The sequence below is a fragment of the Alistipes sp. D31t1_170403_E11 genome (assembly GCF_015553985.1).
Classification (GTDB): Bacteria; Bacteroidota; Bacteroidia; order Bacteroidales; family Rikenellaceae; genus Alistipes; species Alistipes montrealensis.
In genome coordinates, this window is sequence record NZ_JADNHQ010000001.1 from 814,877 (window position 1) to 828,534 (window position 13,658).

A 13,658-nucleotide genomic window follows, 5' to 3' on the forward strand; every position below is an offset into this window, starting at 1 on the left:
CGAGGTGCGCCGCATTGTTTTAACGGCTCCATAGTTCAAGGGATAGAACGAGGGTTTCCTAAACCCTAAATTCGCGTTCGAGTCGCGGTGGGGCTACGAGAAAGGGAGGAATATCAATTCCTCCCTTTCTCGTAGCCCCCTGGGCTCATACAGACAATCCTTCTAAATCTCCCTTTGAAAAGGGAGACTTCCGCACATCTATGTAGTTAAAAAACGAGAAAAGTTTATTCCTCCTTTTCTTATGGAATTTTACCTATCTTTGCTCCGTAAAACAAGACGACATGGAATCGCTCAAAGAACTCTATAAAATCGGCAATGGCCCGTCGAGCAGCCACACAATGGGCCCCAAGCGGGCTGCGGAACAGTTTGCGGAGCGCTGCCGCGATGTCGACGCCTACCGTGTAACGCTCTACGGATCGCTGGCAGCGACGGGCAAAGGCCACCTTACCGACGTGGCGATCCTCTCGGTACTCGAACCGATAGCTCCGGCCGAAATCGTCTGGAAACCCGAAGTCGTCCTCCCCTTCCACCCCAACGGCATGCTGTTCGAAGGGCTGAAGGCCGGCAAGGTCACCGACTCCTGGACCATTTACAGCATCGGCGGCGGTGCGCTGGCCAACGAAGCCACCCGCCTCGAAACACCCCAGAGCCTCTACCCGCTGTCCACCATCTCCGAGATCAAAGAGTGGTGCTACCGCGAGGGCAAAACCTACTGGGAGTATGTCAGCGACTGCGAGGGCCCCGAAATCTGGGAGTTCCTCGACCGGATATGGACCGTGATGTGCGAGACCATCGACCGCGGGCTGAACAACGACGGCGTACTGCCCGGAGGCCTGAAAGTCGCCCGCAAGGCCTCGACCTACTGGGTCAAATCGAAAAGCTATACCGATTCGCTCTCCTCGCGCGCCAAGATTTACGCCTACGCGCTGGCCACCTCCGAGGAGAACGCTTCGGGCGGAACGGTCGTAACGGCCCCCACCTGCGGGTCGAGCGGCGTCATGCCCGCGGTGCTCTACCACCTGGCCACCTCGCGTAACTTCCTGCGCATCCGCATCCTGCGGGCGCTGGCCACGGCCGGGCTGTTCGGCAACGTCGCCAAAACCAACTCCTCCATCTCGGGCGCCGAGGTCGGCTGCCAGGGGGAGGTCGGCGTGGCATGTGCCATGGCCGCCGCCGCCGCGTGCCAACTCTTCGGCGGAACCCCGTCGCAGATCGAGTATGCCGCCGAAATGGGCCTCGAACACCACCTGGGCCTCACGTGCGACCCCGTATGCGGGCTGGTGCAGGTCCCCTGCATCGAACGCAACGCCATTGCCGCTGCCCGCGCTTTCGATGCCAACGCCTACGCCACGCTCTCCGACGGCTCCCACATGGTGAGCTTCGACAAGGTCGTGGAGGTGATGAACGAAACGGGCCATGCGCTGCCGAGCCTCTACCGCGAGACCTCCGAAGGCGGCCTTGCCAAACGTTTCAAACGCTAAGGTTTCAGGCGCGCCGGAACAAGCTTTCCGGCGTGTGACGATTTTTCCCTGTAAACGGATAAAATTTCCCCGTCGGAGTGCCTCCGGCGGGTTAATTTTGTTATCAGCTAACGTCAACCTAAAACCACAATACGTATGAAACGATTTTTACTTCTCATGCTGGCCATCCCGCTGCTGACCGGAGCCTGCAGCGACGACACGACCAAAGACCCTGCGCCCGAACCTCCCGCCGCAACCCTGCCGGCAGGAACCAAGGACGACCCCTTCGGCGTGAACGACATCGCCGGGATCAGCGGACAGTCATCCGTCTGGATACGGGGCTACGTCGCGGGCGCCGAAGCCGGAGCGAGCACGATGTCCGTAGGTTCCGACAAACCTTCGCGCAGCAACATCCTGCTTGCATCGAAAGCCAACGAGTACCGCCCCGACAAGTGCATCCGCGTCGAACTGGCCGACAATTCCGACATACAGGCCCGCCTGAACATCGTCGACCATCCCGACCTGGTCGGTAAAAAGGTCCTGCTCCATGCCGACATCGTTTCGGTGAACAACGCCGTCTGCATCGCCAACATCACCGAACAGGAAGGCGGCAAGGAACCCGTCGAGAACCCCGATCCGGAGAATCCCAACCAACCCGACCAGCCTGATGACCCGACGCCTCCCGTAACAGGCAACGTCGAACTGGACAAACTCTACGGCTATGCCGAAGGCACGACGGGCGGCGCCGGCGCCACCGAAGCCAACATACACCACTTCAACGACGGCGACAAATTCCAGCAGTGGCTGAACCTCCGCGAAAAGAACAAGAGCGAGGTCCCGGCAATCGTCTGGCTGAGCGGCAGGTTCACCAAGGAAAACGGCCGCGGAGGCAGTTCCGCAAGCCCGTGGTTCGACATTAAGCGCACGAAGAACCTTTCGATTTACGGCACGAACGATTTCGTGATGGAAAACATCGGTTTTTTCCTCAACGAGGCCTCGAACATCATCATCCGCAACATCTACATCAAGATGCCCAAGGCGGATAACGGCGCCGATGGCATCTCGATGCAGGAAAGCAATAACGTCTGGGTCGACCACTGCACCTTCGAGTCGGTGAACCAGACCAAGGATTACGAGGACGGCTCGTGTGACGTAACGCACCAAACCTACAACGTCACCGTGTCGTGGTGTCACTTCATCAAAACCCAGAAGTCGTGCCTCGTAGGCCATTCGAACGGCCAGACGGCCGACACGAAGATCACTGTAACGTTCCACCACAATTTCTTCGACCTGTCGAGTTCGCGCCACCCGCGCGTACGCTTCGGCCGCGCCCACGTCTTTAACAACTACTTCAACCAGGTTACCACCTACGGCGTAGGCAGCGCTTACGGAGCGATGGTACTCGTCGAGGACAACTGTTTCGAAGGCGTAAAACTGCCTACCGATATTTGCACCTACCCCGCCAAACCGAGCGGCAGCAGTTGGGTTTCGAATCTGCAAGGCTCTGTGGCCGGCTATCTCTACGAACGCGGCAACGTCTTCAACAATAAGCCCGCCGACGCCACGTCGCCCTATCCCTTCACCAACGTGGAGTACAAGGCCTACAACGGCGAAAAACTCGCCGCGCCGCTGACCTACGACGACTTCAAGCCCTCGTATAACTACATCGTGGACCCCGCCGACCGGCTGGCCGAGATCGTTCCTTCGGCTGCAGGTACGGGCAAACTCTCCGGTTACGCCTCGGCGCCCAAAGAGGCGGACAACGGCGGTATTTCGGGCGGCGGAACCGACCCCGGAACCGATCCGGACCCGGGAACCGATCCCGATCAACCCGGCGGCAGCGACCTCGGCAACGGCTGGACACTGCTCTCCAACGGCACGACCCAAGCCACGGCAGTCTGCAAGGGCAGTCAACTGACCCTGACGGCCTGCGGCAAATTCGAAAGCGGTACACAGACTTTCGGATTCGTCTATAAGGAGGTTACAGGCAATTTCGTCGCGACTACACAAGTCGACTCCTACACAGCCCTGAAAGAGACCAACCAGGCGTTGGCTGGCCTGCTGGTCACACCCGACGTGGCAACTGCCTCAAGCGGTGATTTCATTCACGCCATGGCAGCCAAGGGACTTGCGAAATTCTACTATTCCAACCGGGCAGAAGCCGCCGGAAAAGCCGGAAAGGGCGAGTTAAGCGCTCCGGAAGCAATGACCGGAAGCAGCCCCGTCGTCCGGCTCGAACGTTCGGGCGACACCTTCACAGCATCCTATTCGCTCGACGGAGGTGCAACGTTCGGCAAGGAAAAGTCCGTCACCATCAGCGGGTTGCCCGACAAGTTACTGCTCGGCCTTGCAGCCAGCAGCGGCGACAGCAAGAAGACCTCGGAGGCCGTTTTCAGCAACCTGAAACTCAACGGACAGGCCGTCGCCTTCGAATAAGACGACCTCAGAGACAGAAAAATCCCGGAGCCTGCAACGGCCCCGGGATTTTCGCTATTCGTAGTAGGTGATTTTCCGAAACTCCAACTGATAAGCGTCCGGATCGTGAACGACCTCCGACCGCTCGTGTTCGGCCCCCTCGACCGGCTGCACGGAAGTACTTTTCACGGTTACCTTGCGCTCGGTCCAGTTGCCGTGTTCATCGAAACTCACGTATTCATAGACATGGATTCGCTCCGTATCTTCATCGTAATTATGGGCAGTTTCCCGACGGGTCGCAAGCCGTCCCTGCGCATCATACGTATAGACGGTTTCCACGCCGGTTTCCCATAGCGCCGCATAGGTCTGCGCCAACCGTCCGGCGTCATCGTATGAAAATTCGGTCGACTGCTCGCCGTCGCCCACCGCATCCCCCTGGTATTCGAGTTTCTGCGCAACGATCCTTCCTGCGGCATCATAGGTCAGCGACGCCGACATCCCGGCCTGCGCATCCTCGCCATACAGAAAGACCGTATTCGCCCGATAGGTGTATTCGGCGCATCCGTCGAGTACCAGATATCCCCTGCGATTGAATCCGTAATCCCGGCTCCACATCATGTCGGCCTCCGCGTATTCCCCTTCGGCGGTTCCGGTCTGCCAGTTCTCCACCCGGCAGTTTTCCACCGGCCCCGTAAGTTCGAATAGCGCCAGGCACGCTCCGTTATGCCGCACCGGGATTTCGCAACTGTCCGCAGGCGCCCCGCTGCCGGATGTCTCCGCCTGCGCCTGCGCCGCTGCATTCTGTTTCGGACGGCCAACGCATCCGGCCAATAAAAAAAGCACGGCCAGCACAGCCGCCGGCAAGACAAACCGATTCGATTTCTGCATAATTCTGAGATAGTGACGGCACAAAGGTATGAAAAAAATCCCGGCAGGCACAAAAAAGCCTCTCCCGAAAAGGAGAGGCTTTTTTCGATATACGGAGGACGGTCCGGCCCAACCGGCCCTTCAACTACTGTACCTGCTGGAGGCTCTCCAGATCGGCTTTCGAACCGACTACGAGGTCGTCGTAATCGCGCAAGCCCGTACCGCCGGGGATCAGGTGACCGCAGATCACATTCTCCTTGAGGTTCTCCAGCGGATCGACCTTGGCCTGGATGGCCGCCTCGTTCAAGACCTTGGTTGTCTCCTGGAACGAAGCCGCCGAAATGAAGCTCGAAGTCTGCAATGCGGCACGGGTGATACCCTGCAACACCTGGGTCGAGGTCGCGGGCACGATGTCACGCACCTGAACAGGCTGCTGGTCGCGGCGCTTGAGGCTCGAATTCTCGTCGCGCAGCTTACGCAGCGAAACGATCTGTCCGGGCTGCAGCGAAGTCGACTCGCCGGCGTCGGTAACAACCACCTTGTCGTAGAGTTCGTCGTTCACATCCATGAACTCCCACTTGTCGACGATCTGATCCTCGAAGAAACGGGTGTCTCCCGGGTCCTCGATCTTCACCTTGTTCATCATCTGACGAACAATGACCTCGAAGTGCTTGTCGTTGATCTTCACACCCTGCATACGGTATACCTCCTGCACCTCGTTGACGATGTACTCCTGTACCTTCGTAGGACCGAGGATATTGAGGATGTCGCTCGGAGTGATCGCACCGTCCGACAGCGGGCTGCCGGCCTTCACGTAGTCGTTCTCCTGCACGATGATCTGGCGCGACAGGGGAACCAGGTAACGTTTCACGTCGCCCTGCTTCGAGGTGATGATGATCTCACGGTTACCGCGCTTGATCTTGCCGAACGTTACCTCGCCGTCGATCTCCGATACGATGGCGGGGTTCGACGGGTTACGGGCCTCGAAAAGCTCCGTAACACGCGGCAGACCACCGGTGATGTCGCCGCCCGACTTGCCGACGGCACGCGGAATCTTGATCAGGATATCGCCGGCCTTGATCCGGGCGTTGTCCTTGACCACCACGTGGGCGCCTACGGGCAGGTTGTACTGCTTAACCTCGAGACCCTCCTTGTCGACGATCTTGATAACGGGGTTCTTGGTCTTGTCTTTCGACTCGATCACGACCTTCTCCGAAAGGCCCGTCTGCTCGTCGCGTTCGTCGCGGTAGGTGATACCCTCGATAACGCTTTCATAGGCGGCACGTCCCTCGTACTCCGAAATGATAACGGCATTGTAGGGGTCCCACTCGCAGATCAGATCGCCTTTCTTGACCTCGGCCTCGTCGCCCATGAAGAGCGTCGAACCGTAGGGCAGGTTGTGCGTATAAAGTACGATTTCGGTCTTGGGATCGACGATGCGGAACTCCGACTGACGCGAAATCACGATGTCGATGGCCTCGCCGGCTGCGTTCTTGCCCTTGACGGTGCGCAGCTCGTCGATCTCCAGACGACCTTCGTATTTCGAAACGACATTGGTCTCGACGGCCGTACCACCGGCCACACCGCCGACGTGGAACGTACGCAGAGTAAGCTGCGTACCCGGCTCGCCGATGGACTGCGCGGCGATAACGCCGACGACTTCGCCCTTCTGGACCATGCGGGCCGTGGCCAGGTTGCGGCCGTAGCACTTCGCGCAAACACCGCGGCGCGACTCGCAGGTCAGCACCGAACGGATTTCCACCGACTCCAGCGGTGACTTTTCGATGGCCTCGGCAATCGACTCGGTGATCTCCTCGCCGGCCTCGCAAAGCACCTCGCCGGTCAGCGGGTGAATCACGTCGTTCAGGGCCACACGGCCCAGGATGCGGTCGTAGAGGGTCTGTACCACGTCGTCGTTGCGCTTGATGGCCGTAGCCGTCAGTCCGCGCAGCGTGCCGCAGTCCTTCTCGTTGATGATCACGTCCTGTGCAACGTCCACCAGACGGCGCGTCAGGTAACCTGCGTCGGCCGTCTTCAGGGCGGTATCGGCAAGACCCTTACGGGCTCCGTGGGTCGAGATAAAGTACTCGAGCACCGAAAGTCCCTCCTTGAAGTTCGAAAGGATCGGGTTCTCGATGACCTGCTGGCCACCCTCGACACCCGACTTCTGCGGCTTGGCCATCAGACCACGCATACCGCTCAACTGGCGAATCTGCTCCTTCGAACCACGGGCTCCGGAGTCGAGCATCATGTATACCGGGTTGAAACCGTCGTTGTCCTTGATCAGCGTTTCGATCACAACCTTCGTCAGCTTCGTATTGATGTTCGTCCAAACGTCGATGATCTGGTTATATCGCTCGTTGTTGGTGATAAGACCCATGTTGTAGTCCTCCATGATGGCATCCGAACGTTCGTAACCCTCCTGCACGAGTTTCTCCTTCTCTTCGGGGATAATCACGGCATCGAGGTTGAACGACAGACCGCCGCGGAAGGCCATCCGGTAACCCATGTTCTTGATATCGTCGAGGAACGCGGCCACCTTGTCGGCGCCGGCCTTCTTCATCACCACGGCGATAATATCGCGCAGCGAACGTTTCGTCAGAATCTCGTTGATGTAACCTACCTCCTTGGGAACCATCTGGTTGAAGAGGATACGGCCGATGGTCGTCTCCTTCAGCACACGCACCTGGTTACCGTTTTCGTCCAGGTCGTCGACCATACACTTCACGATGGCGTGCAGGTCGGCCTGCCCCTCGTTGTAAGCGATGATCGCCTCCTCGGCGCCGTAGAATACGCGGCCTTCGCCCTTCACGCCCTTGCGGGGTTTGGTGATGTAGTAGAGACCGAGGACCATGTCCTGCGAAGGCACGGTAATAGGCGCGCCATTCGCGGGATTGAGGACGTTGTGCGAACCCAGCATCAACAACTGCGCCTCCAGGATGGCGGCATTGCCCAGCGGCAGGTGCACGGCCATCTGGTCGCCGTCGAAGTCGGCGTTGAACGCCGTACAGGCCAGCGGGTGCAACTGCATGGCCTTACCCTCGATCAGCTTGGGCTGGAACGCCTGGATACCCAGTCGGTGCAGCGTCGGGGCACGGTTCATCAGCACGGGGTGACCCTTGATAACGTTCTCCAGGATGCCCCAGATCACGGGATCTTTGCGGTCGATGATCTTCTTGGCCGACTTCACCGTCTTCACGATACCGCGCTCGATGAGCTTGCGGATCACGAACGGCTTGTAAAGCTCGGCGGCCATATCTTTAGGAATACCCATCTCGTGCATCTTCAGCTCGGGGCCGACGACGATGACCGAACGGGCCGAATAGTCGACACGCTTACCCAGCAGATTCTGGCGGAAACGGCCCTGCTTACCCTTGAGCGAATCCGACAGCGACTTGAGCGGACGGTTCGACTCGTTTTTCACGGCGTTCGACTTGCGCGAGTTGTCGAACAGCGAGTCGACAGCCTCCTGCAACATACGCTTCTCGTTACGCAGAATCACTTCCGGAGCCTTGATCTCGATCAGGCGCTTCAGACGGTTGTTGCGGATGATAACGCGGCGATAAAGGTCGTTCAGGTCCGACGTGGCGAAACGGCCGCCGTCGAGCGGAACCAGCGGACGCAGCTCGGGCGGGATCACGGGAATCACGTTGAGCACCATCCACTCGGGCTTGTTCTTGCCCTCCGAAGCGCGGAACGACTCGATGACGTTCAGGCACTTCAGAGCCTCGGACTTACGCTGCTGCGAAGTCTCGGTCGAAGCCTTGTGGCGCAGCGAGTAGGACATCGTATCGAGGTCCACTTGCTTCAGGAGCGTATACACGGCCTCGGCGCCCATCATGGCGACAAACTTGTTCGGGTCCGAATCGTCGAGCGACTGATTGCCCTTCGGCAGTGCAGCCACAACATCGAGGTACTCCTTCTCCGAAAGCGTGGCCAGGCGCTCGATGCCCTGCTCGGAAGCGGCGCCGGCGTTGATCACGACATAACGTTCGTAGTAGATGATCGCCTCCAGCTTCTTCGACGGAATACCCAGCAGGTAGCCGATTTTCGAAGGCAGCGAGCGGAAATACCAGATGTGCACGACCGGAACCACCAGCGAGATGTGTCCCATGCGTTCGCGGCGCACCTTCTTCTCGGTCACCTCCACGCCGCAACGGTCGCAGACGATGCCTTTGTAGCGGATGCGCTTGTACTTACCGCAGTGGCACTCGTAATCCTTCACCGGGCCGAAGATACGTTCGCAGAACAGACCGTCGCGCTCGGGCTTATAGGTACGATAGTTAATGGTTTCGGGCTTGAGCACCTCGCCGGCCGACTGGGCCAGGATCTCCTCGGGGGAGGCCAGGCCTATCGAAATCTGGCTGTAACCATTATTCGGTTTATTGTCTTTGGTAATTGACATATTTGTTCTCGTTTTTCTTTTCCTCTTAAATACACCTTACTCGAGTTTCACCGACAGGGCCAGACCGCGAAGCTCGTGCAGCAGCACGTTCATCGCCTCGGGAATACCCGGCTTGGGCAGGTTCTCGCCCTTGACGATAGCCTCGTACGCCTTGGCACGGCCCATCACGTCGTCGGACTTGATCGTCAGAATCTCCTGCAGGATGTTGGCGGCGCCGAAACCTTCGAGCGCCCAAACCTCCATCTCACCGAAACGCTGACCGCCGAACTGGGCTTTACCGCCGAGCGGCTGCTGCGTAATGAGCGAGTACGGACCGATCGAACGCGCGTGCATCTTGTCGTCGATCATGTGGCCCAGCTTGAGCATGTAAATCACGCCCACCGTAGCCGGCTGGTCGAACATCTCACCCGTACCGCCGTCATAGAGGTACGTACGTCCGCTGTGCGGAATGCCGGCCTGTGCCGTGTATTCGTTGATCTGGTCGAGCGAAGCGCCGTCGAAAATCGGCGTCGCGAACTTCATGCCCAGCTCACGGCCGGCCCATCCGAGCACGGTTTCGTAAATCTGGCCGAGGTTCATTCGCGAAGGCACGCCCAGCGGGTTCAGGCAGATGTCGACGATCGTTCCGTCCTCGAGGAACGGCATATCCTCGTCGCGCACGATACGGGCAACGATACCCTTGTTACCGTGGCGGCCGGCCATCTTGTCACCCACCTTCAGCTTACGCTTCTTGGCGATGTAAACCTTGGCCATCTGGATAACGCCCGTCTGGGGAAGTTCGTCACCGTTGGTGATGTTGTACTTCTCGCGCTTGATGGCGGCATCGGCCTTCTTCCACTCGATGGTGTAATTATTAATGGTAGCTTCGATAAGTGCATCGGTATGGGCGTCGCCCGTCCAGTTGCACGAACCGAGGTTCAGGTAACCCATCACCACGCCGGTCTTCTCGTCCGACGATTTGCGGGCGATCTCCTCCAGCATCTTCTGCGAGAACTTCGTTCCTGCGGGATAGAGTTCCACCCCGAAGTAGTCGGTAACACCCGTAGAGGTCTTGCCCTGGAGCAGCGTCCACAGTTTCGAAACCAGGCGCTTCGTGAGCTCCGCGATTTCGGCTGCAAACTTCTCGTCGAGCTTGTCCAACTGAGCTTTCTCGGCGCTCTTGCTCTTCTTGCCTTCCTTGTTGGCACGGCTGTAAAGGCAGGTGTCGATCACCACGCCGTGCAGCGACGGCTGGGCTTTCAGCGAAGCGTCCTTCACGTCGCCGGCCTTGTCGCCGAAGATCGCGCGGAGCAGCTTCTCCTCGGGCGAAGGATCGCTCTCGCCCTTCGGGGTGATCTTACCGATCAGAATGTCGCCCGGGTGGATGTTGGCGCCGATACGTACGATACCGTTGGCGTCGAGGTCCTTCGTAGCCTCCTCCGAAACGTTGGGAATATCCGAGGTGAGCTCCTCGACACCGCGCTTGGTATCGCGAACCTCCATGATATACTCGTCGACGTGCACCGAGGTGAAAATATCCTCACGCTGGATGCGCTCCGAGATCACGATAGCATCCTCGAAGTTGTAACCCTTCCAGGGCATGAACGCCACCTTGAGGTTGCGGCCCAGGGCCAGCTCGCCGTGCTGCGTCGAGTAGCCTTCGGTCAGAATCTGTCCCTTGGTCACCTTCTCGCCCGTCAGCACGATGGGCCTCAGCGTCACCGAGGTGTTCTGGTTGGTACGACGGTAACGCGGCAGCGTGTAAGTCGTCACCTCCGGAGCGAACGATGCGAGGATTTCATCCTCCGTACGGTCGTATTTGATCTGAATCTTCGTCGCGTCGGAGAACGTTACTTCGCCGTCGCCCTCGGCCACGATCTGAATGCGGCTGTCGGAGATCATGTCCTTCTCGATACCCGTGCCGACGATCGGGGCTTCCGAAGTCACCAGGGGCACGGCCTGGCGCATCATGTTCGAACCCATCAGCGCACGGTTGGCGTCGTCGTGCTCGAGGAACGGGATAAGGCTCGCGGCAATCGAAGCGATCTGGTTCGGAGCCACGTCCATCAGGTCGACTTCGCTGGCCGTAACCACGGGGAAGTCGGCGCCTTCACGCGCCTTGATACGGTCGGGTTCCAGGAAGTTGCCCTCCCCGTCGATCGGGGTGTTCGCCTGTGCGGCGACCAGGTCTTCCTCCTCCTCGGCCGAATAATAGTGGATATGCGAATTATCCATGTCGACCTTGCCGTTCTCTACCCGGCGGTAGGGCGTCTCGATGAATCCCATCGGGGAGATCTTCGCATAAACGCACAGCGACGAGATAAGACCGATGTTCGGGCCTTCCGGCGACTCAATCGGGCAAAGGCGGCCGTAGTGCGTATAGTGTACGTCTCGCACCTCGAAACCGGCGCGGTCACGCGACAGACCGCCGGGGCCGAGGGCCGAAAGACGGCGTTTGTGCGTAATCTCGGCCAGCGGGTTGATCTGGTCCATGAACTGCGAGAGCTGCGAGGTTCCGAAGAACGAGTTGATCACCGAAGAGAGGGTCTTGGCGTTGATCAGGTCCACCGGGGTAAACACCTCGTTGTCACGCACGTTCATGCGCTCGCGGATCGTACGCGCCATGCGCACGAAACCGACCGAGAACTGATTCGACAACTGCTCGCCCACGGTGCGGACACGACGGTTCGACAGGTGGTCGATATCGTCGACATCGGCTTTCGAGTTGATCAGCTGGATCAGGTATTTGATAATGGCGATGATGTCCTCGCGCGTCAACGTGCGAATGGCCGGATCGGTATCCAAACCCAGCTTCTTGTTGATGCGGAAACGACCCACGTCGCCCAGGTCATAGCGTTTGTCCGAGAAGAACAGCTTCTCGATAACGTCGCGCGCCGTCGCCTCATCGGGCGGCTCCGAAGCGCGCAGCTGCCTGTAGATGTAAACCACGGCCTCCTTCTCGGAGTTGCACGGGTCCTTCTGCAGGGTATTGTAGATGATCGAGAAATCGATGCCCGAGAGATTCTCCTTGTGCAGCAGAATCGTCTTTGCGCCGCTCTCGAGGATTTGATCGACATGCTCCTCCTCGAGAACCGTCTCGCGGTCCACGATCACGTTGTTTCGTTCGATGGAGACAACCTCGCCCGTATCCTCGTCCACGAAGTCCTCGACCCACGTCGAGAGCACCCTCGCAGCCAACTTGCGGCCTACGGCTTTTTTAAGGTTGGCCTTGTTGACCTTCACCTCGTCCGCCAGGTCGAAGATTTCCAGAATCTGCTGGTCGGCCTCGTAACCGATGGCACGCAGCAGCGTCGTAACGGGCAGTTTCTTCTTACGGTCGATGTAAGCGTACATCACGTTGTTGATGTCCGTAGCGAACTCTATCCACGAACCCTTGAAAGGAATGATTCGCGCCGAATAGAGTTTCGTTCCGTTCGTGTGCATGCTCTGTCCGAAGAACACGCCGGGCGAACGGTGCAACTGGGATACGATGACACGCTCCGCACCGTTGATGACGAACGTACCGCGTTCGGTCATGTAGGGAATCGTCCCGAAGTACACGTCCTGAACGACAACACCGAAATCTTCGTGCTCGTCGTCCGTACAGTAAAGCTTCAGTTTGGCCTTCAGCGGAACGCTGTATGTCAAACCGCGCTCCAGGCACTCCTCAATCGAGTAACGGGGCGGGTCGATATAGTAGTCGATAAACTCCAGAACGAAATTGTTCCGGGTATCCGTGATGGGGAAATTCTCCTGAAACACCTTGTACAGCCCCTCGTTCTTGCGATTCTCGGCCGTGGTATCCATCTGGAAAAAGTCCCGGAATGATTTAAGCTGTACCTCCAGCAAATCCGGGTAAGGAACCCGGTTTTTTACTGTCGAAAAGCTAATTCTTTGTTGTGTTTTTGCTGCGGACATCGTAAAATCCAAATTAGTTGAAGTGTAATGGGTTACGCTCCCCAAAATGTGCGGGTCATTATCCCGGCAATGCCCCCGTATGAAGGCGTCTTACGCCCCGGGAGCATCCTATATTCCAAAAACCGGACACAGCTCCTGATCGGCACTTCCGGTCTTTAGACCAAGAAAAGGCATAGAGCTTACACGCGGTAAGCCCTATACCTGTTCGTCTTCTATTGACGCTTAAGCAGCAATGCTACTTGAGCTCAACTTCAGCACCTGCTTCCTCGAGCTGGCCCTTGATCTGCTCAGCCTCTTCCTTGGAAACACCCTCCTTAACGGCCTTGGGAGCACCGTCAACGAGCGCTTTAGCATCGCCCAGCGAAAGACCTGCAAGGTCCTTCACTACCTTGATAACCTGGAGCTTGGCCTGACCGGCGTTCTTCAGGATTACGTCGAACGTCGACTTCTCTGCAGCAGCAGCCTCGCCTGCGCCTGCAGCGGGAGCTGCAACGGCAACAGCGGCAGCAGCCGGCTCAATGCCATACTCCTCCTTGAGGATCTGTGCGAGTTCGTTTACCTCGGTAACCTTCAGGTTTACCAGTTCTTCAGCAAGTTTCTTTACGTCTGCCATA

At 58.3% G+C, this 13,658-nt stretch carries 6 protein-coding genes and 1 tRNA gene; 3 read left to right on the top strand and 4 right to left on the bottom strand.

Annotated features, from left to right (window positions below; all coding sequences use genetic code 11):
• Positions 1-24 precede the first annotated feature (24 nt).
• From I2E69_RS03200 to I2E69_RS03210, 3 genes are all read left to right on the top strand, one after another.
• Positions 25-96, top strand: a tRNA-Arg gene (locus I2E69_RS03200).
• 185 nt (positions 97-281) lie between these two features.
• Complete coding sequence (locus I2E69_RS03205) at positions 282-1,481, top strand: L-serine ammonia-lyase, iron-sulfur-dependent, subunit alpha (protein ID WP_195458697.1); 1,200 nt, start codon at positions 282-284, stop codon at positions 1,479-1,481.
• A 135-nt stretch (positions 1,482-1,616) separates the two neighbouring features.
• Complete coding sequence (locus I2E69_RS03210; protein ID WP_195458698.1) at positions 1,617-3,896, top strand: DUF6359 domain-containing protein; 2,280 nt, start codon at positions 1,617-1,619, stop codon at positions 3,894-3,896.
• A gap of 54 nt (positions 3,897-3,950) precedes the next feature.
• On the opposite strand, the gene I2E69_RS03215 is transcribed toward I2E69_RS03210, so the two are convergent.
• From I2E69_RS03215 to rplL, 4 genes are all read right to left on the bottom strand, one after another.
• A complete protein-coding gene (locus I2E69_RS03215; RefSeq protein ID WP_195458699.1) occupies positions 3,951-4,763 on the bottom strand; it encodes an RHS repeat domain-containing protein in 813 nt (270 codons plus the stop codon).
• Between the two features lie 124 nt (positions 4,764-4,887).
• Positions 4,888-9,147, bottom strand: a complete 4,260-nt coding sequence (gene rpoC / locus I2E69_RS03220) for a DNA-directed RNA polymerase subunit beta' (RefSeq protein WP_195458700.1) — start codon at positions 9,145-9,147, stop codon at positions 4,888-4,890.
• A gap of 36 nt (positions 9,148-9,183) precedes the next feature.
• The gene (rpoB, locus tag I2E69_RS03225) at positions 9,184-13,044 is read right to left on the bottom strand and encodes a DNA-directed RNA polymerase subunit beta (protein WP_195458701.1); all 3,861 of its coding nucleotides are present in this window, start codon (positions 13,042-13,044) and stop codon (positions 9,184-9,186) included.
• 235 nt (positions 13,045-13,279) lie between these two features.
• Positions 13,280-13,657 (bottom strand): 50S ribosomal protein L7/L12, encoded by a 378-nt coding sequence (gene rplL / locus I2E69_RS03230; protein ID WP_195458702.1) that lies wholly within the window; start codon positions 13,655-13,657, stop codon positions 13,280-13,282.
• Between the last annotated feature and the right edge of the window lies 1 nt (position 13,658).

What these genes read in the sequence shown, in the direction of transcription:
- I2E69_RS03205 (WP_195458697.1), top strand. Translation starts at nt 282, where the DNA reads ATGGAATCGCTCAAAGAACTCTATAAAATCGGCAATGGCCCGTCGAGC.
- I2E69_RS03210 (WP_195458698.1), top strand. Translation starts at nt 1,617, where the DNA reads ATGAAACGATTTTTACTTCTCATGCTGGCCATCCCGCTGCTGACCGGA.
- I2E69_RS03215 (WP_195458699.1), bottom strand. Translation starts at nt 4,763, where the DNA reads ATGCAGAAATCGAATCGGTTTGTCTTGCCGGCGGCTGTGCTGGCCGTG.
- rpoC (WP_195458700.1), bottom strand. Translation starts at nt 9,147, where the DNA reads ATGTCAATTACCAAAGACAATAAACCGAATAATGGTTACAGCCAGATT.
- rpoB (WP_195458701.1), bottom strand. Translation starts at nt 13,044, where the DNA reads ATGTCCGCAGCAAAAACACAACAAAGAATTAGCTTTTCGACAGTAAAA.
- rplL (WP_195458702.1), bottom strand. Translation starts at nt 13,657, where the DNA reads ATGGCAGACGTAAAGAAACTTGCTGAAGAACTGGTAAACCTGAAGGTT.